Consider the following 14,348-nt stretch of genomic DNA (forward strand, 5'->3'; position numbering starts at 1 on the left):
GTGACCGATGACCTATTGCGTGGGCCTGCTGCTCAACGAGGGGATGGTGCTGCTGTCGGATACCCGGACGAACGCGGGCTTCGACAACATTGCCGTCTACAAGAAGATGTTCACCTTCGAGGAGCCGGGCGAGCGCGTCGTGGCCATCCTCACGGCGGGCAGCCTCTCGGTGACGCAGACCACCATCGCCCGGCTGAAGGAGGCGATCCATGATCCGGACGCGACCGAGGACAGCTCGATCCTGAAGGCCCCCACCATGCTGAAGGTGGCCGAGATCATCGGCAACATGCTGGCCCAAGTGCGGCTCGACATCGACGAGAAGCTGTCCGCCCAGAAGCAGAGCGCCTCGGCCAGCATGATCGTCGCGGGCCAGCGCAAGGGCGGCGAGATGCGGATGTTCCTCATCTATCCCGAGGGCAACTTCATCGAAGCCACGGAGGACACGCCCTTCCTGCAGATCGGCGAGCACAAATACGGAAAGCCGATCCTCGATCGCGTGGTGAAGCCCGAGACGTCGCTCGCCGATGCGCAGAAGGCGGTGCTGCTGTCGATGGATTCGACGTTGCGCTCGAATCTCTCGGTGGGGATGCCGCTCGACCTGGCCGTGATCGCGCGCGAGGACTGCCGCATCACCTCGCGCCGGCGGATCGAGGCGGGCGACGACAATTTCCGCGCCATGTCCGAGGCCTGGTCGCGCGCCTTGCGCGAGGGGTTCTCGCAGATCCGCATCTGAGGCCGCACCTGCGGGCCCGGGCGAGGCCGCAGCATGGTGCAGGCAAGGGACCTTCCCGCGCGCGTGCACGGCGGGCGCGGATGGACGTGGAACCCTAGCGGTGCGCGTCGAAGAGGGCCGCCGCGGCGTCGAAGAAGGCCTCGCGCACTTCGGGCAGGTCCATCATGACCTCGTGCTCGACACCGGGCACGATCTGCAGCTTGCCCTTCGGCCAGACCCTCATCCGGCGCTCGATCGCCTCGAGATCCACCACCTTCTCGGCCGAGCCGACCATGCAGAGCGCAGGCAGGTCGGGCGAGGGGAGCCGGGCAAGGTGCCCGGTCTCGGCGAAGGCCGCGCGCAGCCAGTCGAGGCTGGGCCCCGCAAGACCGAGCTCGGGCACCCGGGCAAGCTGGTCCTGCATCCAGGCATACATCTGCGGGTCGCGCGTCAGCACATTGGTATCGAAGGCGGTCGCCAGGATGTAGCTGCGCGTGCCCGTACCCGGGACATACCTGTGCCCGAGCCGCATCGGGCGGGCCAGTGCGGCGAGTGTCGCCGCGACCGCGCGCAGCGCGGAATGCAGGCGGATCCCCCACATCGGCGCCGAGAAGCAGGCCGAGCGCACCGGCAACCCCTCGTGGAGAGAGCGCAGGCCGATGCAGCCGCCCATGGAATGCGCGAGAAGATGATAGGGCTCGGGCAGGCCCTGCTCTCGCAGCAGGTCCAGCAGGGCACCCACGTCCTTCTGGTAGTCGGCGAAGTCGCCGATGTGCCCCACGAGCGGATCGCGCAGCGAGCGGTCGGACAGACCCTGCCCGCGCCAGTCAAGCGTCGCCGCGGCATAGCCCCGGCGGCGGAGCGCAACAGCCGCTGGCCCGTATTTCTCGGCGTATTCCGTCCGGCCCGAGAACAGGAGCACGGTGCCCGACGCGCCTTCGGGCCAGAGCACGGCGCGCAGGCGTGCCCCGTCGCGGGCGCGGATCCATGTCGCGCGGACTGTGTCGGGCCCACGCGCGATCCCGCTGTGGAAAGGTGCGTCGGTCAACTCAGGGCCGCGCCCACCTTCATCGCCATGGGGATCGACCCCTCGATGGCCAGTCGGCCCGACATGAAGGCCATGGTGGGATTGAGATCCCCCTCCAGGATCTGCTGGAAGACATCTGCCGAGGCCGTCATCGTGACATCCGCCTCTCCGTCTCCCTCGCGCACGCCGGCTTCGTCCATCATGATCACCCCCTCGTCGGAGATGATGAACTTGGCGCTGCCATCGAAGCTCGAAACCTTGCGGCTCAGGGCCTCTACCGCGGCGTCGATCACCTTGCTCATTCCCGGCTGTCTCCAATCCCGTTTTCTTGAGTGCATGCCACTGGTGTTTGAACCCGCGCACGCTACATTCGGACTATGAAAGCGAGGCGACCGTTTCACAACGCTATCGTGGGGGCAATCCTTCCGATTGTCCTCGGAATCTCCGCCGGAGAGGCGCAGACGACCGGCGGTCCGGGCGGTCTCGACGAACTCTTCACGCGCCTCAAGGAAGCCGATGCCGGATCGGCGCGGCGAATCGAGCGGCAGATCTTCACGGAATGGTCGAAGTCAGGCTCTCCTGCGGCCGACCTGCTGCTCGAAAGGGGGCGGAAGGCCATGTCGGACGGCAAGAACGAGGTCGCCATCGAGCATCTGACCGCCTTGGTGGATCATGCGCCCGACTTCGCCGAGGGCTGGAATGCGCGCGCCACCGCCTATTTCCGGGCCGGGATGTTCGGCCCCTCGATGTCGGACATCGCCCATGTGCTGACGCTGAACCCGCGCCATTTCGGTGCGCTCGCCGGGCTTGGCACGATGCTCGAGCAGATGGAACGGCCCGAGCAGGCGCTGAAGGCCTATCGGGCCGCTCTTGCTATACATCCGCATCTCGAAGGGGTAGTGCAGGCGGTGGACCGGCTGGAAGCCGAGGCTGCCGGTCAGGAACTCTGAGGCAAGGCCCATGCGCGCGACCGCGAGGGTGACGGCGGTTCTCGGGCCGACCAACACCGGCAAGACCCACTACGCCATCGAGCGGATGCTCGGCCACCGCTCGGGCGTCATCGGCCTGCCGCTCCGGCTTCTGGCGCGCGAGGTCTACGACCGGATCGTGGCGCAGCGCGGCCCCTCGGTCGTGGCGCTGGTCACGGGCGAGGAGCGGATCGTTCCCGAGCGGACGCAATACTGGGTCTGCACCGTCGAGGCGATGCCGATGGAGATCGGCGCCGATTTCGTGGCGGTGGACGAGATCCAGCTCTGCGGCGATCCAGAGCGGGGGCATGTCTTCACCGACCGCCTGCTTCGGGCGCGCGGGCTGGTCGAGACGATGTTCCTCGGCTCGGACGTGATGCGGGGCGCGATCTCGGCGCTGGTGCCGCATGTGACGTTCCTGCGCCGCGAACGCTTCTCGACCCTGACCTGGGCCGGATCGAAGAAGATCAGCCGGATGCCGCCGCGCAGCGCCATCGTGGGCTTCTCGGTCGACAACGTCTATGCCATCGCCGAACTGATCCGACGCCAGAAGGGCGGCTGCGCGGTGGTGATGGGGGCGCTCAGTCCGCGGACCCGGAACGCGCAGGTCGCGCTCTACCAGAACGGGGATGTGGATTACCTCGTCGCGACCGACGCCATCGGCATGGGGCTGAACCTTGACATCCAGCATGTCGCCTTTTCCTCGACGGTGAAGTTCGACGGGCGCCGGATGCGGCACCTGTTTCCGCATGAACTGGGGCAGATCGCCGGTCGCGCCGGCCGCCATACCGAGCCCGGAACCTTCGGCGTCACGGGCGAGGCCGAGCCGCTGGACGAGGGCGTGGTGGATGCGATCGAGAACCACCGCTTCGCCCCGATCCAGCGCCTGCACTGGCGCAACGACCGGCTGGAGTTCGGCACGGTCGAGAGGCTGATCGCCTCGCTCGAGGAGCCCACGTCGAACGAGTGGCTCTCGCGCGCTCGGGAGGCGGACGACCTCGGGGCGCTCAAGGCCCTGGCGGGGCAGCCCGAGGTGCGCGACCTCCTGCGCATGCCGCATCAGGTGAAGCTTCTCTGGGACGTGTGCCGGATTCCCGACTTCCGCGGCATCTCGGCCACCGAGCACGTGACTCTCCTTGCCCGGATTTTCGGCTTCCTGTGCAATGGAAAGGTGCCGAACGACTGGCTGGTACGCGCGATCGCGCGGATCGACCGTCCCTCGGGCGATATCGACACACTCTCGAAGCGGCTCGCGTATATTCGGACCTGGACCTATGTGGCGCAGAGACGCGGCTGGGTTGAGGACGAAAGTCATTGGCGGGAGGAGACGCGCGCGGTAGAAGACCGCCTGTCGGACGCGCTCCATGGCGCCCTGACTCAGAGATTTGTCGACCGGCGCACTTCTGTGCTCATGCGCCGGTTGAAACAGAAGGAGAGCCTTGTGGCCGAGGTCAATGACAAGGGTGAAGTGACGGTGGAAGGCGAATTCGTCGGCCGTCTCGAAGGGTTCCGCTTCCGGCAGGATGCGTCGAACTCGCCCGACGAGGCGCGTACCCTGCGGCAGGCCGCCGTTCAGGCGCTGCGCCCGGAGTTCCACCTCAGGGCGGACCGCTTCTACAACTCGCCCGATACCGAGATGGACTTCACCGAGCAGGGTGGCCTCATGTGGGGCGATCAGGCGGTGGGCAAGCTGGTCTCGGGCGCCGAACCCCTGCGCCCGCAGGTCGAGGCCTTCGTCGACGAGGACGCCGGCGCCGAGGTTGCCGAGAAGGTGCGCCGCAGGCTCCAGCATTTCATCGACCGCAAGGTGGCGGCCCAGTTCGAGCCGCTTCTGGCCATGAGCCGCGACGAGACGCTGACCGGCCTCGCCCGCGGCTTTGCCTTCCGGCTGGTGGAAAGCCTCGGCATCATCCCGCGCGAGCAGGTGGCCGAAGAGGTGAAGGCACTGGATCAGGATGCGCGATCCGCGCTCCGCAAGCATGGGGTACGGTTCGGGCAGTTCACCATCTTCCTGCCGCTGCTGCTGAAGCCCGCGCCCACGCGGCTGCGGCTCGTGCTCTGGTCGCTCTCGAACGGGCTGCAGGAGTTCCCGGAAAGCCCGCCGCCCGGCCTCGTCACGATCCCCCACATCGCGGACGTGCCGAAGATGCACTACACGCTGGCGGGCTATCACCCGGCAGGCAGCCGTGCGATCCGCATCGACATGCTGGAGCGTCTGGCGGATCTGCTTCGCGCCAAGGACAGCCGTGCCGGGTTCGAGGCGACGCCCGACATGCTCTCGATCACGGGCATGACGCTCGAGCAGTTTGCGGGGCTGATGCAGGGCCTCGGCTACCGGGCCGAGCCGGGCGAGCGCCCGAAGGTCAAGGCGGCGGCGCCGGAGGCCGGTGCCGCGGAAGCGCCGGCGACCGGAGAGGGAGCAGAGCCTTCGGTCGAAGCGGCTGCGGCGCCTGAGATGTCCGCGCCTGAAGCCTCGCCCGTGGATGGCGCGCCGGAGGATGCCTCTGCCCCCGCCCCGGAGGAGGCCGCGGCGGTGGAGATGGAGAATTTCTATACCTTCACCTGGGCTCCGCGCCGGCCGGATCGCGGGCCGCGACGGCATGACCGCGCGCAGGGCGAGGGGCGCGGCCGTTCGGCCCGGGCTCCGCAGGGTGAGACACCGGCCGAGGGTGGTTCGGAAGCGCGGCCGCCGCGTGGCGACCGGCCCGAGCGTCAGGGTCATCACGGAAAACCCAAGGGGAAGGGCGGCAAGCCCGACCGCAAGGGCGACCGCAACCAGCCGAAGTCCTTCGAGTCGCGTCCCGCGCGCCCCGAGAAGATCGACCCCGACAACCCGTTCGCCGTCCTGGCCGCGCTGCGCGACCGGACCTGACCGTTTGGGCGCAACGGACAGGGCCACGATCCGGCTCGACAAGTGGCTGGTGCAGGCGCGCTTCTTCAAGACGCGCGCCCTCGCGACCGCAGTCGTCGAAGCCGGACGTGTGCGGCTGAACGGGCAGCATGTCGCCAAGCCCTCCCATCCGGTGGGCGAGGGCGACACGCTCACCTTCCCGCAGGGCTCCCGGATCCGCGTCATCCGCGTTCGGGCCTGCGGCACACGGCGCGGCCCGGCCGCGGAGGCGCAGTCGCTCTATGTTGATCTGGACGCACCCCCTGCGGCCGCTTCGCCGCTTGAATGATCGACGCTGCTGCATTAACAGACCCCGAAAAGACAAGAGAGCAAGGTTCCTCCCATGACCTATGTGGTGACCGACAACTGCATCGCCTGCAAATACACCGACTGCGTGGAAGTCTGCCCGGTGGACTGCTTCTACGAAGGCGAGAACATGCTGGTCATCCACCCGGACGAATGCATCGACTGCGGCGTCTGCGAGCCGGAATGCCCGGCCGACGCGATCCGTCCCGATACGGAACCGGACATGGAGAGTTGGGTCGAGCTCAACCGCAAATATGCCGAGATCTGGCCGGTCATCGTCACCAAGAAGGATGCGCTGCCAGAGGCGGCGGATCTCGACGGGCAGCCGGGCAAGCTCGCCACCCACTTCTCCGAGAAGCCGGGCGAAGGCGGCTGAAGCCTGCGGCGCTTCGTCTCAGGTGCATGAGGCGTGCGCCCGCGCAGCGGGTTGATAACGCTTCCGTGGGCCTCCAGATGCGCGCTGGAGTTGGAATCGGCCGCTTTTTGTGATACAAGGAAGTCATAAACAAGCACGGAAGCCCGACAACCATCTCAGAGCTGCTCGCCTGGGGTGGGATTTCTAACGACATTTCCACCTGAATCGCCCGGACCGGAAGTTCCGGGCGTTCAAGTGTCTGTCGCGAGGATCGAGAGCTGCCGCATCGAGGAAGCGACTGGATGACCAAGACCAAGAAGCCCGAGTTTCGTCCCAACGAGTTCGTTGTCTACCCGGCGCATGGCGTCGGCCGGATCATCTCGATCGAGGAACAGGAGATCGCTGGCATCCGCCTCGAACTGTTCGTGATTTCGTTCGAAAAGGACAAGATGACCCTGCGCGTGCCCACGCACAAGGCGACCGAGGTGGGGATGCGGTCCCTGTCGACGCCGGACGTGGTGACGAAGGCGCTGGACACTCTGAAAGGCAAGGCTCGTGTGAAGCGCGCGATGTGGTCGCGCCGGGCTCAGGAATATGAGCAGAAGATCAACTCGGGCGATCTGATGTCGATCGCCGAGGTGGTGCGCGACCTGCATCGAACCGACGACCAGCGTGAGCAATCCTATTCCGAGCGTCAGCTTTACGAGGCGGCGCTCGAGCGGCTGACCCGTGAGGTGGCCGCCGTGTCCGGCGTCGACGAGGCCGGTGCCCAGAAGGCCGTGGACGCCGTCCTGATCTCGCGCGCCGCCTGAGGCGACGCCCGGAAGCTCCACTACCTGTTGCTTGAGGCCGCGGCACATGCCGCGGCCTCTTTGCTTCCCTGGGCCGCGCGCCGGCGATCCGGAGCATCGGGACGCGCGAGGTCTGCCCTCACGCGAGGGCCGCGGCAGCCACAAGAGCCGCGGCTTCCGAGATCTGCTGAGAGGCTCCGAGAACGTCCCCGGTCTGCCCCCCGATCTTCGCGCGCGCGACCAGACCGAGCGCGAGGGCAGCGAGGGCAGCGGCCAGCGCAAGCGCGAATGCCGCCGGTCCAATGGCAATCAGCGCGACGGCGAGGCCCGTGGCTGCTGCCAGAAAGGCCTGCCGTCGTCCGGGTCGGCCGAGGGATTGCGAGAGGCCGGAACCGCGCGCGTTCGGCAGCGCCGCCATCAGCACGACCATCGGCACGCGCGAGAGGACGGCGGCGGCGATCAGCACCACGCTTCCGGAGTCCAGCGCCGCAGCAAGGGCCGACCAGCGCAGCAACCCGACAAGCACGAGGGCCGCGACGCCGTAGCTTCCCGTCCTGCTGTCCTTCATGATCTCGAGCCGCCGCTCTCGGCTCCAGCCGCCCCAGAGACCGTCCGCCGTATCGGCAAGGCCGTCCTCGTGCATGGCGCCCGTTGCCAGGGCCTGAGCAGCCAGCGCAAGGGCCGCGGCTACCGTGGCCGGCACGCCCGCCGCCAGCCCGAGCGAGGCGACCAGCGCTGCGATTCCCCCCACGGCGACGCCCGCCAATGGCCAGGCCCAGGCCGCCGAGGCACCGCGATCGGGCAGGGATCGTGCAGGCAACGGCAGCCTCGTCAGCAAGGCCAGCGCCAGTTGCACGTCCGCCCACCGCTGCGACAGCCTGTCTTTCACTTGCATCCTCCCGGGCACTGGTTTCCACCGACGGTTCCCGATACCGAAGCCGGATCAGCCTAGCAACCGGAAGGACCCCCCATGAAGGCCCCCTTTACCTCCCTCGCCGGCTTCCGCGCCGTGTTCGAGACCCTGCCCGAGCGCGACAGCGCAGCGGTCGAGGCGGCGACCGCGCGCAACGAGCAGTTGACGAAGCCGAAGGGGGCGCTGGGGCGGCTCGAGGAACTCGCGATCTGGTATGCGGGCTGGCAGGGCGACGGGCGGCCGGAGCTGAAGCGGCCGCAGGTCGCGATCTTCGCGGGTAACCACGGGATCGCGGCGCGCGGCGTCTCGGCCTTCCCGCCCGAGGTGACGGTGCAGATGGTGGCGAACTACCGCGCGGGCGGGGCGGCGGTGAACCAGCTCTGCAAGGTCGCCGGGGCGAGCCTGACCGTGGTCGAGCTGGATCTCGACCGGCCGACGGGCGATTTCACGGAAGTTCCTGCCATGACCGAGGAGGACCTCGTCGCGGCCCTTGCCGCGGGCTGGGAAGCGGTGGACGTCGAGGCCGATCTTCTCGTCGTGGGAGAAATGGGCATCGGCAACACGACGGCTGCAGCGGCCATCGCCGCGGCGCTCTTCGGCGGGTCGGCGGGTGAATGGACCGGCCGCGGCAGTGGTGTCGACGGCGCCGCGCTCGAGGGGAAGACGCTTGTGGTGGCACAGGGGCTCGAACGGCATGCCGAGGCACTCTCGGATCCGCTGGAGGTCCTGCGCCGGCTCGGCGGGCGGGAACTGGCAGCCATGGCCGGTGCCATCGCCCGCGCGCGTGTCGGCCGCGTGCCGGTGATCCTCGACGGGTTCATCTGCACCTCGGCGGCAGCCGTGTTGCACAGGATCACGCCTGCCGCCCTTGATCACGCCGTGGCGGGCCATGTCAGCGCCGAGGGCGCGCATTCGGCCGTGCTGAAGCAACTGGGCAAGGAGCCGATGCTGAGCCTCGGCATGCGGCTCGGCGAGGGGACCGGTGCCATCGTCGCGATCAATATCCTGCGCAGCGCCGTTGCCTGCCTGTCGGGCATGGCGACCTTTGCAGAGGCGGGCGTATCCGCAGGCTGACCCGGACCGGGATCCGGGTCGCAGGCGGCGGGGATCCTATTCCGCCGCCTCGGGATCGGGCCGGACCTGTCCGGCCTCTTCCAGAAGCGCCGTCTCGAGATCCGCGTCGAGCTGGCGGGCCCGAGCCACATAGGCCTCGTTGAGATGCGCGGGCTGGCCGGGCACCCAGATCTCGGCAAGGTCGCGCATGGCGGCACGGTCCACCCGGAAATAGGTGCGCGAGCGCTGCGCCGCCTCGTATTCGCTGAAGCCCATGTTTTCGAGGACGTAGCGGCCCGCACGGATCGAGCTGTCGAAGGTCTCGCGCACGATGTCGTTCGCGCCGGCCTGAAAGAGTTCGTAGACATGCACCCGGTCACGGGCGCGGGCGACGATGTGCAGGTCTGGCCGGACGTGGCGCGCATAGCGCACGATCTTGATCGCATTCTCGCGGTCGTCCACCGCCACGACCAGCACCGAGGCCTCGGACAGCCCCGCCGCCTGCAGCAGTTCGGGCCGCGTCGGATCGCCGAAGAAGCCCTTGACGCCGAAGCGGCGCATGATCTGCACCGCCACCATGTCGTGGTCGAGCACCACGGTCTGGATGCCGCTCATCCGGACCAGCCGGTTCACCACCTGCCCGAAGCGCCCGATGCCCGCGATGATCACGCGGCCCTTCTCGTCGATCGGATCGTAGCCGGGCGAAGGCTGTTCCTCGCCCAACCGCGAGAGCCAGTCCGCCGCGAGGAAGAGCAGCGGGGTCACGAGCATCGAGAGGCTGACAACGATCAGCGTCTTCTGTGCGACGAGTGGCGGCAGGATCGTCTCCTGAGCTGCGAAGCCCACGAGGACGAAGCCGAACTCGCCAGCCTGAGCCAGACCGAGAGTCAGCAGCCAGCGGTCGCGCCCCTTCAGCCCGAAGCCCTCGGCCAGCGCCGCGAGCACCAGCACCTTCACGACCACCAGTGCGAGGGTGAGGCCGACGAGCGTCCACGGGTCGGCCGCCAGCAGCCTGAAGTCGATCCCGATCCCGACCGCCATGAAGAAGAGGCCGAGCAGGATTCCCTTGTAGGGCCGGATGTCGGCCTCGAGCTGGTGGCGGAATTCGGAGTTGGCGAGCACGACACCTGCGAGGAAGGTTCCGAGCGCGGGCGAAAGCCCGACGGCGAGGGTCAGGAAGGCCGTTCCCGCGACCGTGAAGAGGGCGATGAAGCTGCCCATCTCGGGCAGGCGGGAGGCGTGGACGTAGCGGAAGACGGGCCGGGTGAGGTAGTGGCCGCCGAACACGATGAAGCCGACCACGCCCAGCATCACCAGCGTATCCGCCCAGCCGGGCAGCGAGTGCAGGAAACCGATGATCGGCATCGCCGCCTCGCCGACTTCCTTCTGCTCAGGAGAGACTGATCCGCCGGGACTGAGGGTGAGGAGCGGAACGAGGGCCAGCATCGGCACGACGGCGATGTCCTGCGCGAGGAGAACGGCGAAGGATCCGCGACCTCCGGGCGTGCGCAGGACGCGGCGCTCGGTCATGGTCTGCAGGACGATGGCCGTGGACGACAGCGCCGCCACCAGGCCCAGCACGACCGCCTCGCGCCAGTCGAAGCCCAGCCAGAGCAGGCCCAGTCCCGCCACGAAGCTGGTGAGCGCCATTTGAAGGCCGCCCAGCCCGACAAGCGACTGTCGCATGGCCCAGAGGGCAGGCGGCTCGAGTTCCAGCCCGACGAGGAAGAGCATGAGCACCACGCCGAACTCTGCGTAGTGGCGCAGGTCCTCGGTCTCGGCCCCCGCGAGACCGAGCACCGGGCCCATCACGATCCCGGCCGCGAGATAGCCGAGCACCGAGCCGAGGCCTGCCCGCACCGCGAGCGGCACGATCAGAACTGCCGCGCCCAGATAGATGCTCGCCTGCAGAAGGAGGCTTTCCATGTCGTATCGCCCGAGGTGAGAGGGCGTTCAGGCTACCGCCCCGCGTCTCGGCCTGTCCATCCCGTCGCACTGTCCAAGCTGTCGCGGACATGGCGACTGCAGCGCCGCTCCTGCCCGATCTTGAGGCGCTGCGTCTGCGGCATGATCGAGGAAGCCGGCGGGACAGCGCCGTGCGGCTTTAACCTCACGCTGCGCGTGGCCGGCCGGTCGCCTCAGCCCTTCGGCATGCTCAGCGCGAGCATCCGGCTGCCCTTCCTGTAGCGCAGTTCGCTGCCGGTGATGGATGCCACCACGCCGCCGTCGATCCTGTCGCCGACGCGCACCTTCACGTAGCGCCCGTTCGACTGGCGCACGAGGGCGTAGCGGTTCGAGGAGGTGCCGTAGACGCCGATCAGGTTGGTTTTCGACAGGTTGATCGCGTTGCTGAAGGTGGCTTTCTGCGCGACATTGGCCTTCGTCGGGATACGGGGTGCTACGGCCACTTCGGGCTCGTCCTCTTCCTCCGGGGCCGGGGCGCGAACAGCGGGGGCGACCTGTCGCGGAGCGGCAATCGCGGCCACTGCGGCGGGCGTCCGCGGAGCCTGGACGGCAGCCGCGACGGCGGCCTCGATGGCGTCCGAGAAGTCGCTGGGCCGCGCCTCGGGCCGGCGCGAGACGGCGATGGCCAGGGGGCTGATGGCGCCACTGGAGGTCGCGACTGCCTCCGGCGCGCCGTCCGGCCTCGGCGCCGGACTGAGCGCCATTGCCAGTGTCGCTCCCTGCGCCTCGGGCAGCGAAGGTTCGGGATCGACCGGGCGCGCGCGCGGGCGAAGGCCGCTCATGCGCGGGTCCGCCGTCGCCGCGGGGGCCTCTTCGGGCAGAGCGGCCACGACCGGCACCAGGTCCGCGGGCCTGGACCGGGGGCGACTTCCTGCAAGGGCGGGATCGGCTGCGGCAGATGCGCCGGCAACGGTTGCCGGAGCGGCGCCCGGGAAGATGGATCCGGGGTTCGCCGCGGGGCGGGATCCGGTGGCCGGCGTCAGGGCTGCGTCCTGTTCCGGCTGGGCTGCCTCGGGCCGGCGGGGCGGAAGGACCGGCGGCTTGCCCTCGATCAGCAGGAAGTTCCCCGGCGCGAGGACGCCTTCGGCGCTTGGCCGGATCAGGCCTCTCTCGTCGAGATCATAGGTCGCGCCGAAGGGCGGCGGCGGCAGGGGCAGCCCCGGCGCGTCGTCCAGTTCGATCGGTGGCGGCGGCAGAGCCACCGCATCGAGCGAGGGCAGCGGGGAATCCATCGTCGTGAGGAAGATCTCGTCCTGCGGCGTGTCCGATGGCGCGGCACGTCCTGCCTCGCCGGAGGCGACCTGGGGCGCCTCGGACGCCGGCGCGACGCTGGCTTCCGCGGGCTCGGGCGGCTGCGGGATCTCGGTCGGCGCGTCGCCGAGGGACGGCTCGTCTGCGGCGATCTCATCCTCGACCACCGGCTGATCGGGCAGCGGAGGAAGGTCCGATGCCGCCTCGGACCCGTCAGACCCTGCCGCCGGGACTTCGGCCTCGCCTTCCGACAGGGCCAGCGAAGTCTGCGTGTCTCCGTCGCGGGAGGCCACCAGATACGACGACAGTGCCGCGACGGCCGCAAGGACGACAAGCAGCACGACAGTCAGGATCAGGCCGAGAAAGCGGGGCTTGCCGCGCTGCGCCGCAACCCGCCCGCCGAGGCCGCCGAATTGTGCCTCGGTCTGCCGGCTCGGCTCAGCCTGAGGACCGTTCCGGCCAGCCTCGGTGCGTTTCGCGGGCTTCACCCCGACAATGCCGGGCGCGGCCACGGCCGCCGAAGCTGCCCCCCGGGCCGGGGTGGCAGTGGCACCGCGGGTCGGGAGGGCCGAGCGCCCCGACGGGTTGCGCGGCAACGGGTCTGCGGCACGTCCGGCACCGCGCTGGGGCTTGGGATCGGCCGTGAGCCGCGCCGCAGGACGGGCCTTCGTGGCCTCGGCAGCCACACGGCGGCTGGCGAAGGTCCCGGGCGGCATGTCGGGAATGTCGTCGTCGTCAAGGGCGACATAAGGAGCCTCGGGCACTTCCGGGCTTGTGACCGACGGTTGCGGCCGCGACGCGGGCGCGAACGGCGGAAGCTGCCGTGCGTCGGGCACGGGGCGCGCCGTCTCGCGGGCGAGCGGCGGCGGCGTGGATGCGGGCTCCTCGGGGGCGAAAAACGGCGGAGGCCGGGCGCCCGCGGCGAGCGCCTCCGCGGGCTCGTCGATCTCCGGCTCGGGCAGGGGCAGGGCCGTCTCGTCGGGCGTGAGCGAGGCCAGCGCCGCAAGATCCGGCTCGGGGTGCCACTCTTCCTGCGGAGGCGCCCAGTCGGACTTCGGCGCATCTTCGGCGTCGGCCGCCGGTTCCTCCGGCTGCTGATCGGCCGCCTCGGGAGCTGCTTGTTCCTCAGGCTGCGCATCGGCCGCGTCGGAAGCCACCGTCTCCTTCGGCGTCGCATCTGTCGCCTTGGAAGACGCCGGTTCTGCCGGCTGCGCAATCGCTGCCTCGGAAACCGCGGGCTCTTCGTCGGGCATCTCTGCCGTCGCAAGCTCCGGCTCGCCTTCTTCCGATGCCGGGTCCTCAAGGTCGGGTTCCGCGGCGGTCGGATCATCCGGCACCGCAGCCTCTTCGGCCTCGCGGGGCAAGGGTTCGGCTTCCTCTCCCGTCTGCTCGTCGGGCAGGAGGATCTCCTGCTCCTCCGCCTCGTCGGCGAGGGTATCCCTGTCCATCGCGGCGGGGGGCGGCAGGATGCGAATCGGCTCCGCATCGCGTTCGACCTTCACGCCCTTCGGCAGGCGCCGCAGCGCCGCCGAAAGAATGCCGAAGGAGGGCTCTCGCGGAAAGCCGTCGTCCTCCGGAATGGCGACGAAGGCCACAGGCTCGAACCCGTGCTGCTCGGCGAAGCCCTCGGCTTCGTCAAGGGTATCGCGTGCGACGACGGCAAGGCGCACCTCACCCCCCATCGGCTCGAAGTCGTAGACCAGATCCTTGACCTCGTAAGGGGTCAGCCCCTCGAGTCCCTCGCGGATCTGCTCCCTCCGGCTGGCCTTGTCCGGCCCCGGCGCGGCGAGCGTCCTGTAGAGGATCTGCGAGTTCGGGATCACGACCTTCGTTGCGAAGCCGTCGTCTCCGGCAAGCTGCCGGGCCTCGGCGCGCAGCGCAGCCACCGCCGCGTCGAAGTCGGGCGCGTCGAAGGGCACCGACCCCAGTTCTTCCCATCCGTCGGGCATCCGCCGAAGCAGACTCGCGGCCTCAGGCGTCAGGTTGAGGGCAAATCTCGGTTTCATTTCGCGGGTCTAGCACATCTGGCGGCGCACCGGGGAGTCCGGGCCTCGGCGCCTCCGGTGTTACAGCAGCTTTTCGCCGAATGAAAGGAAAACACCCAAGGATCGCCTTGC

Annotated in this window: 12 protein-coding genes; 7 read left to right on the top strand and 5 right to left on the bottom strand. The window is 69.1% G+C overall.

The annotated features are described in order from the left end of the window. The first annotated feature begins 7 nt into the window (after positions 1–7). Positions 8–733 carry a proteasome-type protease gene (locus tag ACTVZP_RS01640; protein WP_443210332.1) on the top strand — a complete coding sequence of 242 codons (726 nt, stop codon included), beginning with the start codon at positions 8–10 and terminating at the stop codon, positions 731–733. A 94-nt stretch (positions 734–827) separates the two neighbouring features. Here ACTVZP_RS01640 and ACTVZP_RS01645 read toward each other — a convergent pair whose 3' ends face one another. Continuing rightward, the gene (locus tag ACTVZP_RS01645; RefSeq protein WP_443210333.1) at positions 828–1,760 is read right to left on the bottom strand and encodes an alpha/beta hydrolase; all 933 of its coding nucleotides are present in this window, start codon (positions 1,758–1,760) and stop codon (positions 828–830) included. Next, positions 1,757–2,041, bottom strand: coding sequence for an SCP2 sterol-binding domain-containing protein (locus ACTVZP_RS01650; RefSeq protein ID WP_443210334.1), 285 nt, complete (start codon positions 2,039–2,041; stop codon positions 1,757–1,759). Before ACTVZP_RS01650 ends, ACTVZP_RS01645 begins: the two co-directional genes overlap by 4 nt. 108 nt (positions 2,042–2,149) lie before the next feature. On the opposite strand from ACTVZP_RS01650, the gene ACTVZP_RS01655 reads away from it, so the two are divergent. The 5 genes from ACTVZP_RS01655 to ACTVZP_RS01675 all read left to right on the top strand — a co-directional run bounded on the left by ACTVZP_RS01655 (position 2,150) and on the right by ACTVZP_RS01675 (position 7,070). Next, positions 2,150–2,689: a tetratricopeptide repeat protein gene (locus ACTVZP_RS01655; protein ID WP_443210335.1), complete on the top strand. Its 540-nt coding sequence runs from the start codon at positions 2,150–2,152 to the stop codon at positions 2,687–2,689. Positions 2,690–2,699: 10 nt separating this feature from the next. Beyond that, a complete protein-coding gene (locus tag ACTVZP_RS01660) occupies positions 2,700–5,579 on the top strand; it encodes a helicase-related protein (RefSeq protein WP_443210336.1) in 2,880 nt (959 codons plus the stop codon). A 4-nt stretch (positions 5,580–5,583) separates the two neighbouring features. Further along, positions 5,584–5,886, top strand: coding sequence for an RNA-binding S4 domain-containing protein (locus ACTVZP_RS01665; protein WP_443210337.1), 303 nt, complete (start codon positions 5,584–5,586; stop codon positions 5,884–5,886). 54 nt (positions 5,887–5,940) lie between these two features. Continuing rightward, a complete protein-coding gene (gene fdxA / locus ACTVZP_RS01670; protein WP_443210338.1) occupies positions 5,941–6,279 on the top strand; it encodes a ferredoxin FdxA in 339 nt (112 codons plus the stop codon). Between the two features lie 281 nt (positions 6,280–6,560). After that, positions 6,561–7,070 carry a CarD family transcriptional regulator gene (locus tag ACTVZP_RS01675; RefSeq protein WP_443210339.1) on the top strand — a complete coding sequence of 170 codons (510 nt, stop codon included), beginning with the start codon at positions 6,561–6,563 and terminating at the stop codon, positions 7,068–7,070. 118 nt (positions 7,071–7,188) lie between these two features. Here the strand turns inward: ACTVZP_RS01675 and cobS are convergent, their stop codons facing one another. Continuing rightward, positions 7,189–7,938 (bottom strand): adenosylcobinamide-GDP ribazoletransferase, encoded by a 750-nt coding sequence (cobS, locus tag ACTVZP_RS01680; protein WP_443210340.1) that lies wholly within the window; start codon positions 7,936–7,938, stop codon positions 7,189–7,191. 81 nt (positions 7,939–8,019) lie between these two features. On the opposite strand from cobS, the gene cobT reads away from it, so the two are divergent. Next, the gene (cobT, locus tag ACTVZP_RS01685) at positions 8,020–9,036 is read left to right on the top strand and encodes a nicotinate-nucleotide--dimethylbenzimidazole phosphoribosyltransferase (protein ID WP_443210341.1); all 1,017 of its coding nucleotides are present in this window, start codon (positions 8,020–8,022) and stop codon (positions 9,034–9,036) included. 36 nt (positions 9,037–9,072) lie between these two features. Here the strand turns inward: cobT and ACTVZP_RS01690 are convergent, their stop codons facing one another. After that, positions 9,073–10,941, bottom strand: coding sequence for a cation:proton antiporter domain-containing protein (locus ACTVZP_RS01690; RefSeq protein ID WP_443210343.1), 1,869 nt, complete (start codon positions 10,939–10,941; stop codon positions 9,073–9,075). A 212-nt stretch (positions 10,942–11,153) separates the two neighbouring features. Continuing rightward, entirely contained in the window at positions 11,154–14,237 is a 3,084-nt protein-coding gene (locus ACTVZP_RS01695; protein ID WP_443210344.1) for a translation initiation factor 2, read from the bottom strand. Positions 14,238–14,348: the final 111 nt, after the last annotated feature.

Source organism: Rhodobacter sp. NSM (genome assembly GCF_052244495.1).
Taxonomy (GTDB): Bacteria; Pseudomonadota; Alphaproteobacteria; order Rhodobacterales; family Rhodobacteraceae; genus Cereibacter_A.

What these genes read in the sequence shown, in the direction of transcription:
- ACTVZP_RS01660 (WP_443210336.1), top strand. Translation starts at nt 2,700, where the DNA reads ATGCGCGCGACCGCGAGGGTGACGGCGGTTCTCGGGCCGACCAACACC.
- ACTVZP_RS01695 (WP_443210344.1), bottom strand. Translation starts at nt 14,237, where the DNA reads ATGAAACCGAGATTTGCCCTCAACCTGACGCCTGAGGCCGCGAGTCTG.
- fdxA (WP_443210338.1), top strand. Translation starts at nt 5,941, where the DNA reads ATGACCTATGTGGTGACCGACAACTGCATCGCCTGCAAATACACCGAC.
- ACTVZP_RS01690 (WP_443210343.1), bottom strand. Translation starts at nt 10,941, where the DNA reads ATGGAAAGCCTCCTTCTGCAGGCGAGCATCTATCTGGGCGCGGCAGTT.
- ACTVZP_RS01640 (WP_443210332.1), top strand. Translation starts at nt 8, where the DNA reads ATGACCTATTGCGTGGGCCTGCTGCTCAACGAGGGGATGGTGCTGCTG.
- ACTVZP_RS01650 (WP_443210334.1), bottom strand. Translation starts at nt 2,041, where the DNA reads ATGAGCAAGGTGATCGACGCCGCGGTAGAGGCCCTGAGCCGCAAGGTT.
- cobT (WP_443210341.1), top strand. Translation starts at nt 8,020, where the DNA reads ATGAAGGCCCCCTTTACCTCCCTCGCCGGCTTCCGCGCCGTGTTCGAG.
- ACTVZP_RS01675 (WP_443210339.1), top strand. Translation starts at nt 6,561, where the DNA reads ATGACCAAGACCAAGAAGCCCGAGTTTCGTCCCAACGAGTTCGTTGTC.